This is a genomic window from Labilibaculum antarcticum (assembly GCF_002356295.1).
Lineage (GTDB): Bacteria > Bacteroidota > Bacteroidia > Bacteroidales > Marinifilaceae > Labilibaculum > Labilibaculum antarcticum.
In genome coordinates, this window is the sequence record NZ_AP018042.1 from 4,605,182 (window position 1) to 4,620,834 (window position 15,653).

The following is a 15,653-nucleotide window of genomic DNA, read 5'->3' on the forward strand; positions in this document are numbered from 1 at the left end:
GTTAGTTTGAATGGATGAGTAAATCGATTAAATTTCACAAAAAACTCATCGTTATGCAAGTGAAAAAGAACCCCCGATATAATTTAGAGAAGAAAAGAGTATTGTTTTTGCAATTAGGTTTCTTAATTAGTTTACTGTTTGTATTAATGGCTTTTGAATACAAAGTGCCTATGGATGAACCAGATGTTATTGTATTTGATTCATTTAATGATATTGAAGAATTGGCACTAATAACATTTAGTGAACCAGATAAGAAGTTGGAGCCTCCAAAGGTTAAAAAAATTGATTTAATTGATCTGTTGAAAATTGAAGAGGAGCCTGAAATTGAATATATCCCAGAGGATTCGTTTGGGGATCCTAATGAGGAAATAATTGAACAGCCAGTTTATGAAGAGGAAATTTTAGATGAAGTGAGACCTTTTGTAAGTGTAGAGGAAATGCCAATTTTTAATCCTCAAAAAAATAAAACCTATGAAGAAGGTTGTAACGACTTGTTTATTACGATGCAAAGAATGGTTCGGTATCCAATAGCAGCCCAAGAATCGAATATTCAGGGAAAGGTTTTTGTGAAATTTGTAGTAACAACAGATGGTGGAATATCAAATATTCAGGTGATTCGTAAAGTTGATCCTTTATTGGACGAGGAAGTTATTCGCGTGGTTCAAAATTTGCCTAAATTTAAGCCTGGCAAACAATTTAATAAAAAAGTTCCTGTTTGGTTTTCAGGCTTTATTAATTTTGTTCTGCAATAAATACCTGTTGTACATAAGTGCTATTTAATTTGAAACAAATAGGAATAAAAATCGTATATTAGTTATATAAACCGTTCTTTGAACTCATCCTCTTATGAGGGCTTAAGCTGAACATTATGAGATGTTTTAGTGGTGTTCAGTTATTAGTCGCTACGGATACTATACTTTAATATTTAAAATGTTTAGCTATGATTCCCAAAAAGAATCCAAACGCTGATTTGGAAAAACGAAAATCTTTGTTTTTTGAAATAGGGTTGGTTGTGGCTTTGGCATTAACTTTAATATCTTTTGAATGGCCTACAAGAGTCCGAGAAGTCGTTGAAATTAGAAATTTAGTTGATCTGAAATTAGACGAAGAGATAATTCCAATTACCAGGCAGGAAGAAATTAAAGAGAAACCAAAATTGCCACCAAAAATTCATTTAACAGATGTGATCACTATCGTTGAAGACGATACTGAGTTAGAAAATGAACTTGAAATAGTCGAAGATGACTTTAATCAGGAAACTGAATTTGAAATCGCTCCACAAGAAGTATTTGTGGAGGAAGAGGTTGACGAGGAAATGAAAATTTTTGTGATTGTAGAGGAAATGCCAATATTTAGACCTGATATCTGCAAAAACAATGTTGAAGGTAATTTGGAATTGTACAGACACATAAATTCCAGCATTCGATATCCCGTAATAGCTCAGGAAAATGGAATAACAGGAAGGGTTTATGTTAGTTTTGTTGTAGGCAAAGACGGGAGTATTTCCAAAGTAGAATTGCTTCGTGGTGTTGACCCTTCTTTGGATCAGGAAGCTTTACGGGTAATTCGAAACTTACCAAAGTTTGAGCCTGGTAAACAAAGAGGAAAACCAGTAAAAGTTTCTTATTCTACCGTTATCAATTTTGTGCTTCAGTAATAATATACAGATTAGCGAAAGTATGGCCTGCCGAATAGTTCGGCAGGCTTTACCAATTATATAATTATTGATTGAATTTCTTCGGCATAAGCGTGTGTTTTAAGTAGGTCGATGGCCAACTTAATTGCCTCAGGTAAGGCTTCCTCCTCTTGAAAACTAATAATTATCATGAGAAAATTATTACACGTTTCATCGATTTGGGTTCGTAAGGAATCACTTGTCGGACTTCCAAACGCTCCCAAATTATCTCTGAAAATCGGAAGTCTTTCAATGTTTAATTTACCTCTGCCAATGCCTTGATATGGCTCATCTGTATTGCCAATTCCAAATTGAACTAGTCCTTCTATTTTGTCAGCATTGTATCCTCCAATCGAAAACCCACTTTTAATAGAAACAAGGTTCAACAAATCCACTACATTATTTATTTTGTACAAACCTTTACCATTCACAATTCTTCTTAGTAGAGATTCTGCTGATAAACGATATCTGCTGGGATCTTTTCCAATAGCTCGATATCCCTTTTTTGAACTATCAATACTTGGAATATCTTTAATGCCGGCAATGGCCAGATTCTCTTGAATATCTCTTGTGTTTTCATTTATTATGTGCCAAAGATCAGGGCACTCTTCTTTGGTATTTACCTTACATTGAATAATGCCCAAGCGCAGGGAAGGGCAAATTTGTTTTAGTTCGGCTTCTATTTCAATTTTAGTCATATCTGTTTTTAGTAGCGGATCGGTATTGTGACCAATTTTTAACACGAATGCAAAATACATATTCTACTTATTTTATTTAAACTATTTGATGGATTAAATCCAATTTACTGAATCAAAAAATAATTTATTATAAACTTTTTATCAGAGTAGATATTCGTTAACTTTATACAAAACCATCGAATGTATGACGAATAGAACAGCTTTAATAACTGGTGCAGCAAAGCGAATTGGGAAATTTATTGCTATCCATATGGCGAAAAATGGATTCAATATTGCCATTCACTATAATTCATCTAAAAGTGAAGCTATTGATTTGCAAACTAAATTGGGGAATCAATTTCCCAACCAGAAATTTAAAATTTTCAAATGTGATTTGCATTGTACCGAAGATGTCGAAGGTTTAATCGACAGGGTTTTACTGCATTTTGAAAAGATAGATGTTTTAATAAATAATGCTTCAGTATTTGATTCGGGTGTGATACGCGAAACTTCGGTAAAATTGTTTCAAGAGCAGATGAGTGTGAATTTTTTGGCTCCTTTTATCTTATCCCGCGATTATGCTTTAAATAGTATAAATGGGCTTATTGTAAATCTATTAGATACCCGGATTGCAAACAATTCAAGCTCACATGCAGCTTATAGTTTGTCAAAAGTTGGATTGGGTCATTTAACGAAAATGTCGGCGCTGGAATTTGCACCTGCTATTCGAGTGAATGGAATCGCGCCAGGTGCAACTCTGCCTCCTGAGGATCAGGGAGTGGAATATTTGCTAAGAATTGCAAAAAAGACACCAATGAAAATTCCTGGTGGAATAGATCCTGTTTTGCAGTCCTTGGATTATATATTGGAAAATCAGAACTTAACCGGGCAAATTTTGTTTTGCGACGGGGGAGGACAACTTTTATAAAAAATAACTTATGGCAATTATTCGTGTTAAAAATTTGTTAATTAGAACATATATTGGCTTTAATGAGGACGAATTGCTTAATAAACAAGATGTTGTAATTAATATGACCATTAAGGCTAATGTAGATAAAGCGATAGCTACTGATGATGTTGATAATTCATACAATTACAAAACAATAACTAAAAAGGTGATTGTGCTTGTTCAGGAAGGCAAGTTTAAAATGTTGGAGAATCTTACTCAACAAATTTTAGATGTGGTTATAGCGAATCCTCAAGTGGAGTGGGCAAAAGTTGAAGTGGATAAGCCTCATGCCTTGCGATTTGCAGAATCGGTATCGGTTGAGTTAGAGGCTTATAGGAGGGATGAATCATAAACAATAGTTTTACTAAAGCAATGTGTAATGAATGATTGTATTGTGGGGATAGGGTCGAATATTAATCCAATTGAAAACATTCGTAAGATGTTGTGTCTTTTGTCTAAAGATCATTTGGTGAAAAAGCATTCAAAGTGGATTAAAACAAAGCCCATTGGAATAACCGATCAGGACGATTTTATCAATGGGGCGGTTAGAGTAAAAACACATCATTGCCGTGAAGAATTCAATTTGTATTTGAAACAATTGGAAGATAAAATGGGGCGGGATAGAAGTCAAGTTAAATTTGGACCGCGGAATATTGATTTAGATATTATTGTTTGGAATAATGAAATTGTAGACGAGGATTATCATTCAAGAGATTTTCTAAAGAAATCGGTAGATGAGTTATTGGTCGGTTAATTTCTTCTTTAATTGTTTTACAAGTTCAATATCAGCAGGTGCCCAGTCAATGTCGTCGAATTCATTAACATCAATCCATTTGCAATTTTGGTGAACCTGAAGAATATAATCACCTGAAAGATGCTCCGTAAAGTAGCCTAACAAATGAATCAACTTGTTTCCATAATCAAATATGCTCTCTCCTAAATAATCAAGAATTTTTGTTCTTATCCCAAATTCTTCAAATAATTCTCTTTCAAGGCATTCCTGAGCTGTTTCATTTGATTCAATTTTACCGCCCGGAAATTCCCATTTGCCAGATAATTCGTCATTTTTGCTTCGCTGGGCAATAAATACCTTCTCATTTTTAATGATAATTGCAGCAGTAACTTTGATGGCTTTCATTATTTTTCAGAAGATAATGGAGTTAATTCTTCAAGTAGGTCGGATGCCAAACGCACCAAATTTGTGCAGGACATGCTGTAGTTGAATCGAATATCAAAACAGCTTAAATATTCTGATTTTTCCTGAAAACGTCGGGTAAATTCATCTACTAATTCAGGCTTGTCTTTTAGTAATTCCAAAGCCGAATAGTAAGCACCACAATTGCCATCTTTTGCTTTACCATTCCCATATTTCGAGAATTCAATGATCTCATCGTTAGTAATCTGATACTCTTCTTGAAAAGATTTATATATAGCCTGAGCACAGTTGAAATAACCAGGCGGTTTGTGGAAATATTTTAAGGCTATGTCGGCCTTTGTTTTTTTATGGGGAAAGCTCATTGGGTAAAAAATTACTGTTGGTAACAGACAAATGTAGGATTTTCTCAAATACAATATCCAACGATTAAGATGCTTCTTCAACATGTGTCGCAGAATATTTTGGCTTTTCATAGTAGTTTATAATCAATCTATTTCATTTTATATGATTAATTGTTTGTTTTTCCATAAATTGGACAATCGATCAAATATGGAGGTGTTTTTATTAAGTTGTTAGGTTTTTCTTTCCTGTGTTTTTTTATATAAACCCATTATATACTAATAATTGAATTATTATGAATCTACTTATGAAAAAAACTAGTGCAATATTTTTTGCAATGTTATTTGTGGTAACCACTTTTTCGCAAAATAAATTATGGAACGTTGATTTGAAGGAAGCTTTGTACGAAGTAGGATGGATCAAGCAATCAAATGAAGGTTTTATTATTGCCTCAGGTGCGAAAGGACTACTTGCAATGAATAATGAAAATGGTGAAACAATATGGCACAATAAAGAGTTTAAGACTGTTGATAAGAATAGTTTCATGACAATTGATGGCTTACCAATTATTTATTTTGAATATGCTCCGATTGTTGGTAAAGTAAGAGGAATTTTAATGAACTCAAGTAATGGTGACATTTTGTTTGATACCAAGGATGATGGATATAGAATAAAGGATTTTACTATTATTCCAGATCAGGGGATCATATTATTTGAATTACTAAAGGATAATGAACGAAACCTAATGAGTTTTAGTCTTAAAACTTGGGAAAAGGAATGGATTGCTGTTGTTGGTGAATCAAAAGGATTGATTAAAAGATTATCAAAAGGAAGCTATATTGATCAGGGACCATTTTTCACCACGGAAAATAATTTAGTGATTGGAATAAAGAATGAAATTTATGCAATTAGCTTAACTAATGGTGAAATTACCTGGAAGTACGAAGCCGATAAAAAAATTAATGCGTTGGTTTTTTCTGAGGCCAACAATAGTTTGTACGTAGGGGTTAAAAAATCGAATAAATTGAAAGTTTTGAATCCCAATAGTGGTGAGGATATTACCCCAGGAAAATTAAAGTTGAAGGGAACACTTGTTGATGTAAGAGCCGATATTGATGAAAATTTGATTCTTGTGGAAACAGAAGGATTCAATATTATTGATCTTAAAACAAATAATTTTAAATGGAAGAAAAGTTTTAAAATTGACTTTTTAGAGGAAGTTATCCCAACCGAGAATGGATACATTGCTGTTGGGAAAAATGAAAAGGACGGTTCTGTTGCTTTGGTAGACATGGGAGGGGATAAATTGTGGGAAACCAAAATTAAAGGATACTCATATTATGTAACTCCAACCGCAAATGGGGTATTGTATATTTCTACGGAAAGATCTAATATTTTAGGTTTTGAAAAAGGTAAAGATGTTTGGGATAGAGACGTGAAATTTAAAGCAATACCTGCTGTTACTTACGATGAGAAAGAAGATAAGGTGATTCTTTTTGAGAATAAAAAAGCTTATAAATTTGATCTTAGTACTGGCAAAATTGAACTTTTTGCGGAAGATGCAGAGCTGGAAAATGTGAAAAAGAAAACACCTTTGTTAGCTGAATATGTTGAGGGCGCAGGCTATTTGTTGAGTACAGGTCAGCATTTGTCATTATTATCACCTTCAGGAAAAATTATTTATACTAAATATTTTGAACCAGCATCAGATTTGGGTGGTTTAAAACAAGCAGCACAACTTGGATTAATGCTTGCTGGGGTCGATTTTGATATTCAAGGTAGTTTAGATAATATTAAGATGCTGTCTTCACTATCTAATGGAGCTTATAGAACTCCTTCTGATCAAACAGATGGAACTGCTGAAACAAATGTAGTTGGAGGCTTATATGCAGAAACAACAGATGGGAATATGGCTCCAGTAATCGAAATTACTAAAACAAGGTATTCGAATTCAAAATCAATAAAAACTCATAAGTTTATTGTTACTAAAGTGAAGAATGAAACTGAAGGAAACCAGCATTTCATTTATAAGGTAAATAAATTAACCGGTGAAGCTGATATTCAAATTGAATTGATGGATAAAACACCAGATTATGTGATTGATGAAGTGGACAATGTAGTTCTTGTGAATGAAAGTAATCATTTGATCAGTGCCTACAAATTTTAATTGTCGAATCAAATAAAAATAAAGAGGGTGTCCAAATTAGGGCATCCTCTTTTCTGTTTTTTAGTGTCTTGTGCTGAAATAGCGTTACACAAAAAGTAATGTTATGGAGAAGCTTAAGTAAAATCAAAATCGCAACTTCTCTTAGATTCTATAGTTCTCTGCTTTTAAGTTCTTCATTAATAATGAATGCCTTTTTTGAAAACACATAAAGGATTGGAGATAAGATAAAAGGAGCTACAATAAACGAAAGTGATCCGGAATTGTTTATGCTAAGATATATTCCCAAACATAGAAGCATTATCAGCATTATTCCTAATGCTATCGATGCAACTTTAATTGTTTTGGCTTCCAATTGAAGCTGTTCAGTACTTATTGTTTTTAGGTCTTTTTCTTTTGCGCTGAGTTTCATATTTTACATTTTAATGTTTCAATTTTCTCTTTTAATAAGTTTATTTTTGCTTCCGAACTTAAGGAGAATGTATTTGATGATTCTTCTGAAAACTCTAATAAAAGTAACGACTTTTCGTAATAATTCAGACTGGTTTCCATATCATCTTTCACAAAATTGAGCTCTCCTTCGGCAAAGAAAAGTTCAGACAATATTTTCAAATGACCATTCGTGTAATTGTGTTCGGTCAATAAATCAACGGTTAGTTTTTCTTTGGGAAGATTTCTGAAAAAGGAAGCATCTTTTTTTAGAAAGTCGTGATAAGCATTTTCCAATAGGAGATTAGCTTGCTCTGGATCTCCGTCTTTAATTAAACCTAAAATTCGAGCAATAACCTCAGCTATCATCTGAATCATTCTCATTATAAAATCTTTCTGGTACATAAGTATTCTAACATTATAATTTTCATGTAAAAGTAATGAACAATAATAAAATATCACTTAAAAATTGAGATTTTCTAAGTGAGTTTTATAGGCTTAAGTTGAATTCTTATATTTTAACTATGGAAGCCCAAGCGGCAGCAAAACTCTTTTTTCCAAATTTGTCGAAATTACATGTGATTTCATTCAGATTGCTGCTAAGGATAATACCTTCACCGTATTTAGGGTGTTTTATCTTCATGTTTTTTTGCCATTTGTCATTTGTCTCTGCAACTTGTTGCTTTTCTGGTTCTTTAATAACTGATGTTTTAGTATCAATTCTTTCTACTAGAGTACTGGGAATCGAATTGAGAAAATAGGAAGGACCTTCCTGAGCATTCCAAGCACTACTTTGCGTGTGCCAGGATATTTCCATATGGTTACGTGCCCGAGTTAAGGCTACAAATAGCAAGCGTTTCTCTTCCTTGAGGTAATCGTGTCCTTCTTTCTTGCGATCCAAAGGAATAATTCCTGAATTGGCTCCACTTAGAAATACATAATCGAATTCCAGACCTTTAGCAGCATGAATCGTGAGCAATCGTACACCTTTGTTTTCTTTTTTTATGTTGCCATTGATTTGAAAATGACCTTCTAAATTTACCTGACTCATGGCTGCCTGATAGATCTCGAGCCAATTGCCGAAATAATTTTTGCGTGCAAATTGATTTAATTCTTGAAGTGCATTTTTTACTTCCCCAGCATTCTTTTGATAATGAACTGAAGTTGGTTTTAAGAATAGATCAAGTGAAAGGAAACTGTAAATATCGTGTTCCATTTTTTCCTTCTGCAGGTAAATTGGCAGCTGCAATAGCGCCTTTATCAATTGAATATGATACTCTTGTTTGCTGTGTTTTCCCTTCATAAATGCCGAGAAAGCCTCCAGTTTTGTGTCAAATTTCTTCTCCCATGTAAATTTCTGATAAGCAGTAATCAAACTTTTACCCATTTTTAAACATCCGAACTCCGTCGACGTAAAAACCTGAAGAATGCTGTCAAAGTCGTTTGGATGAAATGCGGCAAGCATAATTCTTTGTAACCAAAAGAGAGCGGGTTGTTCTCTTAAACTGGTTTTGCTTAGCATTTCGCAAGGAATACCTTCTTTTGTAAAAATGGTTTCGAATAGGCCGATTTGTTGGCGGGTACGAAACAAGAGAGCAATCTCTTCCCATGGTGTTCCGGTTTGGTTCAATTCTCGGCATTTTTGCACCAAATAATGGGCTTCTTGATGATCATCGAAATGATTTCGAATGATCAGTTTTTTTCCTTCAGGACGAGTTGCCTGCAAATTATTATCGTCTTTTTGGAGCAGACAAGCTGCGGCATCGAGCAGTTGGCTTGATGTTCTGTAGTTTAGAGGCAAACGCATCATGCAGCAAGAAGAGTCAGCCACATAGTTTTGCAAGATTTTACTTGTGCTTCCTCGCCAGGCATAAATACTTTGATTTGGATCGCCTACGGCTAAAAAGCTAGTGTCTTTATTGCTTAAATGATTGATAAATTCCAATTGATCTTCGTTACAATCCTGAAACTCATCTACAATAATCCACTGTGGCAGAAAGGATTTGTCGCGATGAAGTAACCAATTTACAATGGAAATAAGGTCATCAAAATCCATCAAATTATTGGCTTGTTTCTCCTCACGCGATAATTGCAGCAATTGTGGCAAATCGTCAGGATACTTCATGTTTCCATAGAGAATCTGCTTCTCGTGACGATACAATTTTAATCGTTTATCCAGCTTGTTTTGATATTTCACATTCAACTCATGACTTAGAATTAAACGGTGGAGAAAATCTTCTTTTGCTTCTTGATCCATAATGGAAAAAGAGGGGGTAAAGCCCAAGTCCTGTAATTTAGGATGCTCTTTGAGTAATTGGCGTGCCATGGAATGAAAGGTGCCAAAATATCTTAATTCCTGACTGCTTGGAATCATTTTATCTCCATAAAAAGAGAGGATACGCTCTCTGATTTCGCGGGCAGCTTTATTGGTAAAGGTAAGTACGGCCATCTGCGAAAGCGGTATGCCTTTTATAAAATGAAGGTAGAGTAATTTATAAGTTAGAACCGTGGTTTTCCCACTTCCCACCATGGCACTGAGCACAACTTTTTGCTCGTCGCTGAAAATGGCTTGAAGCTGATAAGGATTCAAATGCTCGAGAGCTGCAGATAAACTGGCATTTTTTTCTGCCACGAGTTTTAACTCCTGCTTGTAATTGTCTTTGGGTTCGGTAAATCGTTCAGGTGGAATTAGGTTCAGATTTTCAGGTAAATCTTCTGCCTCGAAGGCCGCAATTGGATCGAATTCATCTCCAGACTGATGGTTGATGCCTAATTTTCTATGTAGATTCTTTAAACTCAAGCTTTATTAATATTATTTTGATTTTTTTGAATTGACAAGATCCCTTTAATATAGGATTGTTTTTTGTAAAAAAAGTGGATGATTGTAGCTCTTAAAACCCTAGTTTTGTGCTGAATTCCTAATTATTAAGACTCCCTTTTCCACTACTCATGATTCGTTGTAATTTCAATTGGTTTCGCAGATTGGCCTCGCTATCATCCAGACATAATATCAATTCAAAATTTTCTGGTAGCAATATGACTTTTGATAATTCGGAACGAATGCCGTCTATTACATCTGGTTTTTGGGCTAGTTTTAAGCTGCTATCCGAATAGTAAAGAATTAATTTGTTGCCCTTTACTTCCAAGGAGCTGCTTTGTTTTAAAAATCGTGCTCCAAATAGATTTTCACGATCGAAGCGGTTGAGAACTTCTTGCCATTGATCCTTTACTTGATTCCATTCCATTTTTTGAAAGGGTGTAGCACGATAATTAGCCAAACCATCTATTTTTACATTATCTGGTAAAGGAATTTCTTTGTAAAAGGAGCGAAGAGCCCATAAAATAAGGTGTTTGTTAATTCTGTGATCGCCAACGCAAGCGGGACAACCATCTTTGCAAGGACAATCTTTTACCAGCTGACCTGCATTTTGGATGATTTCGTTTAAGTATTCGTATGCTTTTTCCGAAAATCCCAAACCTCCTGGATATTCATCGAATAGAATAATAGCATGTTTGTGTTGATGTGATTTAGGATGTGCAAATCCGAAGATGTCACCGCCCAAATCGGAATAAGTAGCCATTACCCGCATAGAAGCAGCAGCTTTCAAACAATGAACCAATCCTTCGGTGTAATCGAAGCGAGGAATGGGCTTGTCTTCGGCCATTTCTTTTAGAGGTTCAAGGCTTGGTGCTTTGCCAGTAGCCACAAAAACACGAACCACATTGTCTGGAATTTGAATCCAACAAGCCTCTGTATCCATTTGTGATTGCAAAATCTGCGATAAGCTTTCGTAGCCTAAATTTTGATGTGAATTAAACTGTATCATCTTGTAGCCCGATACCAAAACACTAACCTTTACATCTCCAAAGCAGGAATAGATTCGATGTTTTTCCTGCTGTTCGTGTTCCATGAGAATATCGATATTGCCGGGTTTGTGTGGCTCGGTATAGTAATTCGATTCAACTTGTTTTACCCACGCGGTTTTGCCTTCCAAATCAAGATCCAAACTTTTGTATTGTATGCTGTCGTGCAGATAGATAGCACCTGGATAAAATTCTTTTTTTGCTTGTAATAAATCTACTGTCGTGATCGTGTGTTCTTTTTCCCTGTCAACCACTTTGACGGTATCGCTAGTGATGTTTCGAAGGCTGATTTCGTGGGCCGGTGAAATTTGTCCGCTCCATTGATATTGAGCGTTGTGTTCGCTTAGTTCTCCTTCTTTTTGCAGCAAAGGAATGATCTCTCCCAAATCGGGAAAACTTGCTATATCATCTATGCTTAGTGGCAGTTCTGCCGAGGCTGCTCTAATGTGAGCCAATTGTATGTACAGGTTATTTTTGTCGATTACCGCATTTTCCGACGCCGATTCCAATAACCAATTAGGATTCATTCCCACATATTGATCCATTGGTTTTTCTTTCAGCATAAGCACAGCATGAGCTTTGTTGCCTTTTCTTCCGGCTCTCCCTAATTGCTGCCAAAAACTGGCGCGTGTTCCGGGGAATCCACCCATTACGACCATGTCCAGAGCTCCAATGTCTATTCCAAGTTCTAAGGCACTGGTGGAAACCACGCCGTAAATTTTGCCTTCTACCAAATTCTTTTCAATTCTAGCACGTTCCAATGGAGTATAGCCTCCACGGTAGGCCGATATTTTATCCGAGAAATCGGGTCCAAGTTTTAACGGATCCTGAGCAAGAATATCTCTGCATTCTTTGGTCACCACTTCGGTTTCTCTTCTCGACATGCAAAAGGTAATTACTCTTATGCCGTTTGCTATTAGGTCGGGAAGAAGGCCTTTTAGTTCTTCGGTAACCGATCGTTTGCGCTGAGCTTCTTTTATGTATTCCGGTTGCCAGAAATGAATTTCTTTTTCGGGAGCAGGTGAGCCATCTTTTTCGATTAATTCGAACTCCTGATGACATATGTTCTTCGCTAATTCAGTGGGATTGGCAATGGTTGCACTGCTGCAGAGAAAACGTGGTGTATTTCCATGATATTGGCATATTCGCAACATACGACGCATTACATTCGATACATGAGATCCAAAAGCTCCTCGATAGGTGTGCAGTTCGTCAATCACCATAAAATCTAAATTTGCAAACAAATGTGGAAACCCGTAACGGTTGTGATTGGGCAAAAAAGTGGCATTAATCATATCCGGATTGGTAAGAATAATATTAGCCTCTTGTCGGATACGACTGCGCTCTGCAGCAGGTGTATCTCCATCGTAAATTCCTGCTTGAATGCGATGTTTTCCAAAATATTCTACAAATTCAACAATGTTGCGCAGCTGATCTTTTGTTAAAGCCTTGGTTGGATAAATAAACACAGCCCTTCGAGTTGGGTTTTCTAAAATACGCTGAATAACAGGAAGATAAAAGGATAGTGATTTTCCACTTGCAGTTCCTGTGGTGATAACAACACTTTTACCCAATATCGCACGTTTGTACATTTCTGCCTGATGAGAGTACAATTTATCAAAGCCCATCTGTTTGATACAATCCTTCAGTTCGGGATTCATTTCTTCTGGAATGGGGACAAAAGTTGCTCCTCGGGCCGGTAAAGTTTTGGTAGACAGAATACGTCCGCCATAATGTGCTAATATTTCTTGTATTGTTTGCATGATCTGATGTGTGAACATGCAAAGTTAAAGTAAATGTGGTTCGTTTCATTTTTTTGATGAAAAAGTTGATTGTTATGTGGAGTGTAAATATGCTTATTCTGATTTTTTCAGAAGACCATCCACTTTTTCTTCACGATTAATTTAAATAGAAGCTTAAGTAAAAAACTAAAATTGCAACCTCTCTTAGATTCTATATTTCTCTGCTTTTAATTTCTTCAGTAATGGTGAATGTTTTTTTTGCAAACACATAAAGGATTGGAGATAAGATAAAAGGAACTACAATAAACGAAAGTGATCCGAAATTGTTTATGCTAACATATATTCCCAAACATAGCAGTGTTATTAGCATTATTCCTAATGCTAATAATGCAGCTTTAATTGTTTTTAGGTTCTCTTCTTTTCTGCTAAATTTCATATGATTATAATTTGTTTTTTTAGTTGCCATATGGTCCCGAAAGCTTTCGGGATTACTATGCTGCAATAATCATCCCCCTGTGTGTCACAATCACTTTGGCATGGACGTTTCATATGTTTATAATTTTAAGTTTTTGCCATATGGTCCCGAAAGCTTTCGGGATTACCATGCTGGAATAATCATCCTCCTGTGTGTCAAAATCCCTTTGGCATGGACGTTTCATATTTTAAATTTTAATGTTTCAATTTTTGCTTTTAATAAGTTTGTTTTTGCTTCCGAACTTAAGGAGAATGTATTTGATGATTCTTCTGAAAATTCTAATATCAGTAACGACTTTTCGTAATAATTCAGACTGGTCTCCATATCACCTTTCGCGAAATTCAGTTCCCCTTCTGCAAAAAAAAGTTCCGATAATATTTTCAAATGACCATTCGTGTAATTGTGTTCTGTCAGCAATTTATTAGTTAGTTTCTCTTTGGGAAGATTTCTGAAAAAGGAAGCATCTTCTTTTAAAAAATCACGATAGGCATTCTCTAATAATTTAGATGCTTGTGGTAAATCTCCTTTTTTAATCAAACCCAAAAGGAGAGCAATCAAATCTGCAATCATTTCGATCATGCGCATTATAAAATCTTTCTGGTACATAAAATTTCATTAGAGTGATTTGCTGAACGGTTGTAAAAATAACCATAAAAAATTGGGAAGTATATATGAATTTGTTTTTTGTTAATTAGTCGTGTTTTTGTAAATTTGAATTTTGTAAAGTAAATCAACTGAATTGCATTCAGTTGTCAAAATCAATTCATAAAAGTTTGTTATTATGTCATATATTGATCGGTGTCAAAAATTGAAATTAGCCTTTGATGGAGGAGAGCCAGAGTTTGACAATATGGAATTTAGCGAGTATCAATTTCATTCTTTGGCACACGATATTTTACCTGGTAAAACCAATTATTATTGTGCCAGTCATAAATTGGATCTTATCGAGAACATGCTATCCAAGAATGAAATAGGTGAAATTCAGGATGATGTTCAGATTGAGGATGTTATTGTAGAAGAAAATCAAAATTTCACCTATAAGATATTAAAACCGAAAGGGAATGATAGCGTGAAAAAAGTCACGTTTATTTTTCATGGGTTTAATGAAAAAACATGGGATAAATATTTGCCTTGGGGGCAAGCTATTTGTGAGAAAACACAAAGTGCAGTTGTGTTTTTTCCTATCGCATTTCATATGCAGCGTGCACCAAAACTTTGGAGTGATAAAAAGGCAATGTTTGAATTAAGTAAAAAACGCAAAGCTCAATTTCCAAATATTATTGGTTCATCCTTGTCGAACGTGGCCATTAGCATGCGTCTTCATTCTAAGCCACAAAGATTTATTTGGTCGGGTTTGCAAAGCTATTACGATATTATTCAGTTTATTGAGGAGTGTAAAAGTGGTAAGCATGAGTTGATTGATAAGGATTTTAGCTTTGATATTTTTGCTTACTCTATTGGAGGTTTTTTGGCTGAAATTCTGAAGTTAACGAACCCCAAAAATTATTTTAGTGAAACTAAATTGTGTTTATTTTGCAGTGGTGCCGTATTTAATCGTTTATCTCCTGTTTCCAAATTTATTTTAGATAGTGAGGTTAATGTTGCTTTGTATTCCTACTTGGTTGAGCATTTTAGTAGTTTTTTAAAGAAAGATGATCTTTTGCGTCATTATATTGAAGAAGATCATATGGAAGGAAAAGTATTTCATACCATGTTGGATTATAGGGTTATGAGGGATTTTAGAGAAGCTTTATTTAAGAAATCGGAAAATCAGATTTATGCTATCGCATTAAAAGGAGATTCTGTTTTTCCGACCTATGAGATCGAAAACACCTTGAAAGGAGCCTCCAGAGATATAGATATTACTGTTGAAGAGCTTGATTTTCCATATTCATATTCACATGAAAATCCATTTCCAATGAATAAGCAGGAATCGCAAAATATTGAGGAAAGCTTAAATATTGTTTTTAGTAAGGTTTGTGATTTTTTTAATCAATGATCATTTTAATTCTGCGCATTATGAAATATTTTGGGCAAGGGGAAAATGATTTCAAAGATATTATAAGTCACGATTGGGGATTTAAATAGATTTTAAAATCACACAAAAACAGATAAACTCTGAGGTAAATCAAGTGTGAATTCATGAATTTCACATTGAAACAGCTTGTCTTTTATTACTTGAA

At 34.9% G+C, this 15,653-nt stretch carries 16 protein-coding genes; 7 read left to right on the plus strand and 9 right to left on the minus strand.

All coding sequences use genetic code 11. The features are described from left to right. The first annotated feature begins 53 nt into the window (after window positions 1-53). Together ALGA_RS18360 and ALGA_RS18365 are read left to right on the plus strand one after the other, a co-directional pair. Window positions 54-752 carry an energy transducer TonB gene (locus tag ALGA_RS18360; protein ID WP_162845486.1) on the plus strand — a complete coding sequence of 233 codons (699 nt, stop codon included), beginning with the start codon at window positions 54-56 and terminating at the stop codon, window positions 750-752. A 188-nt stretch (window positions 753-940) separates the two neighbouring features. Next, on the plus strand, window positions 941-1,657 hold the full coding sequence (locus ALGA_RS18365; protein ID WP_096431695.1) for an energy transducer TonB: 717 nt from the start codon (window positions 941-943) through the stop codon (window positions 1,655-1,657). A gap of 56 nt (window positions 1,658-1,713) precedes the next feature. On the opposite strand, the gene ALGA_RS18370 is transcribed toward ALGA_RS18365, so the two are convergent. After that, window positions 1,714-2,433 carry a B3/B4 domain-containing protein gene (locus ALGA_RS18370; RefSeq protein ID WP_231705997.1) on the minus strand — a complete coding sequence of 240 codons (720 nt, stop codon included), beginning with the start codon at window positions 2,431-2,433 and terminating at the stop codon, window positions 1,714-1,716. A gap of 124 nt (window positions 2,434-2,557) precedes the next feature. Between ALGA_RS18370 and ALGA_RS18375 the strand changes: the two genes are divergently transcribed. Genes ALGA_RS18375 through folK form a run of 3 tightly spaced genes read left to right on the plus strand, consistent with a single transcriptional unit; the run spans window position 2,558 to window position 4,055 of the window. Then, the gene (locus tag ALGA_RS18375) at window positions 2,558-3,280 is read left to right on the plus strand and encodes an SDR family NAD(P)-dependent oxidoreductase (protein WP_096431697.1); all 723 of its coding nucleotides are present in this window, start codon (window positions 2,558-2,560) and stop codon (window positions 3,278-3,280) included. A gap of 10 nt (window positions 3,281-3,290) precedes the next feature. Further along, the gene (folX, locus tag ALGA_RS18380; protein WP_096431699.1) at window positions 3,291-3,653 is read left to right on the plus strand and encodes a dihydroneopterin triphosphate 2'-epimerase; all 363 of its coding nucleotides are present in this window, start codon (window positions 3,291-3,293) and stop codon (window positions 3,651-3,653) included. Between the two features lie 27 nt (window positions 3,654-3,680). Beyond that, window positions 3,681-4,055, plus strand: coding sequence for a 2-amino-4-hydroxy-6-hydroxymethyldihydropteridine diphosphokinase (gene folK / locus ALGA_RS18385; protein WP_096431701.1), 375 nt, complete (start codon window positions 3,681-3,683; stop codon window positions 4,053-4,055). Here folK and ALGA_RS18390 read toward each other — a convergent pair. Continuing rightward, a complete protein-coding gene (locus tag ALGA_RS18390; protein WP_096431703.1) occupies window positions 4,041-4,439 on the minus strand; it encodes a (deoxy)nucleoside triphosphate pyrophosphohydrolase in 399 nt (132 codons plus the stop codon). The two genes, folK and ALGA_RS18390, sit on opposite strands and share 15 nt — an antisense overlap. Continuing rightward, a complete protein-coding gene (locus tag ALGA_RS18395; protein ID WP_096431705.1) occupies window positions 4,439-4,930 on the minus strand; it encodes a C-GCAxxG-C-C family (seleno)protein in 492 nt (163 codons plus the stop codon). Before ALGA_RS18395 ends, ALGA_RS18390 begins: the two co-directional genes overlap by 1 nt. Window positions 4,931-5,103: 173 nt before the next feature. Between ALGA_RS18395 and ALGA_RS18400 the strand changes: the two genes are divergently transcribed. Further along, window positions 5,104-6,963 (plus strand): PQQ-binding-like beta-propeller repeat protein, encoded by a 1,860-nt coding sequence (locus ALGA_RS18400; protein WP_145957672.1) that lies wholly within the window; start codon window positions 5,104-5,106, stop codon window positions 6,961-6,963. A 148-nt stretch (window positions 6,964-7,111) separates the two neighbouring features. Here the strand turns inward: ALGA_RS18400 and ALGA_RS18405 are convergent, their stop codons facing one another. The 6 genes from ALGA_RS18405 to ALGA_RS18430 all read right to left on the minus strand — a co-directional run bounded on the left by ALGA_RS18405 (window position 7,112) and on the right by ALGA_RS18430 (window position 14,076). Further along, entirely contained in the window at window positions 7,112-7,372 is a 261-nt protein-coding gene (locus tag ALGA_RS18405) for a hypothetical protein (RefSeq protein ID WP_096431709.1), read from the minus strand. Beyond that, window positions 7,369-7,773, minus strand: coding sequence for a hypothetical protein (locus ALGA_RS18410; RefSeq protein WP_145957673.1), 405 nt, complete (start codon window positions 7,771-7,773; stop codon window positions 7,369-7,371). The genes ALGA_RS18405 and ALGA_RS18410 overlap by 4 nt, the downstream gene beginning before the upstream one ends. A gap of 127 nt (window positions 7,774-7,900) precedes the next feature. After that, entirely contained in the window at window positions 7,901-10,189 is a 2,289-nt protein-coding gene (locus ALGA_RS18415; RefSeq protein WP_096431713.1) for an ATP-dependent helicase, read from the minus strand. A gap of 118 nt (window positions 10,190-10,307) precedes the next feature. Next, window positions 10,308-13,016: a DEAD/DEAH box helicase gene (locus tag ALGA_RS18420; RefSeq protein WP_162845487.1), complete on the minus strand. Its 2,709-nt coding sequence runs from the start codon at window positions 13,014-13,016 to the stop codon at window positions 10,308-10,310. Window positions 13,017-13,206: 190 nt separating this feature from the next. Then, the gene (locus ALGA_RS18425) at window positions 13,207-13,431 is read right to left on the minus strand and encodes a hypothetical protein (protein ID WP_096431717.1); all 225 of its coding nucleotides are present in this window, start codon (window positions 13,429-13,431) and stop codon (window positions 13,207-13,209) included. A 219-nt stretch (window positions 13,432-13,650) separates the two neighbouring features. Then, window positions 13,651-14,076, minus strand: coding sequence for a hypothetical protein (locus ALGA_RS18430; RefSeq protein WP_096431719.1), 426 nt, complete (start codon window positions 14,074-14,076; stop codon window positions 13,651-13,653). A gap of 175 nt (window positions 14,077-14,251) precedes the next feature. On the opposite strand from ALGA_RS18430, the gene ALGA_RS18435 reads away from it, so the two are divergent. Then, window positions 14,252-15,469, plus strand: a complete 1,218-nt coding sequence (locus ALGA_RS18435; protein ID WP_096431721.1) for a DUF6051 family protein — start codon at window positions 14,252-14,254, stop codon at window positions 15,467-15,469. Window positions 15,470-15,653: the final 184 nt, after the last annotated feature.

What these genes read in the sequence shown, in the direction of transcription:
- ALGA_RS18360 (WP_162845486.1), top strand. Translation starts at nt 54, where the DNA reads ATGCAAGTGAAAAAGAACCCCCGATATAATTTAGAGAAGAAAAGAGTA.
- ALGA_RS18365 (WP_096431695.1), top strand. Translation starts at nt 941, where the DNA reads ATGATTCCCAAAAAGAATCCAAACGCTGATTTGGAAAAACGAAAATCT.
- ALGA_RS18370 (WP_231705997.1), bottom strand. Translation starts at nt 2,433, where the DNA reads ATGTATTTTGCATTCGTGTTAAAAATTGGTCACAATACCGATCCGCTA.
- ALGA_RS18375 (WP_096431697.1), top strand. Translation starts at nt 2,558, where the DNA reads ATGACGAATAGAACAGCTTTAATAACTGGTGCAGCAAAGCGAATTGGG.
- folX (WP_096431699.1), top strand. Translation starts at nt 3,291, where the DNA reads ATGGCAATTATTCGTGTTAAAAATTTGTTAATTAGAACATATATTGGC.
- folK (WP_096431701.1), top strand. Translation starts at nt 3,681, where the DNA reads ATGAATGATTGTATTGTGGGGATAGGGTCGAATATTAATCCAATTGAA.
- ALGA_RS18390 (WP_096431703.1), bottom strand. Translation starts at nt 4,439, where the DNA reads ATGAAAGCCATCAAAGTTACTGCTGCAATTATCATTAAAAATGAGAAG.
- ALGA_RS18395 (WP_096431705.1), bottom strand. Translation starts at nt 4,930, where the DNA reads ATGAAAAGCCAAAATATTCTGCGACACATGTTGAAGAAGCATCTTAAT.
- ALGA_RS18400 (WP_145957672.1), top strand. Translation starts at nt 5,104, where the DNA reads ATGAAAAAAACTAGTGCAATATTTTTTGCAATGTTATTTGTGGTAACC.
- ALGA_RS18405 (WP_096431709.1), bottom strand. Translation starts at nt 7,372, where the DNA reads ATGAAACTCAGCGCAAAAGAAAAAGACCTAAAAACAATAAGTACTGAA.
- ALGA_RS18410 (WP_145957673.1), bottom strand. Translation starts at nt 7,773, where the DNA reads ATGAGAATGATTCAGATGATAGCTGAGGTTATTGCTCGAATTTTAGGT.
- ALGA_RS18420 (WP_162845487.1), bottom strand. Translation starts at nt 13,016, where the DNA reads ATGCAAACAATACAAGAAATATTAGCACATTATGGCGGACGTATTCTG.
- ALGA_RS18425 (WP_096431717.1), bottom strand. Translation starts at nt 13,431, where the DNA reads ATGAAATTTAGCAGAAAAGAAGAGAACCTAAAAACAATTAAAGCTGCA.
- ALGA_RS18430 (WP_096431719.1), bottom strand. Translation starts at nt 14,076, where the DNA reads ATGTACCAGAAAGATTTTATAATGCGCATGATCGAAATGATTGCAGAT.
- ALGA_RS18435 (WP_096431721.1), top strand. Translation starts at nt 14,252, where the DNA reads ATGTCATATATTGATCGGTGTCAAAAATTGAAATTAGCCTTTGATGGA.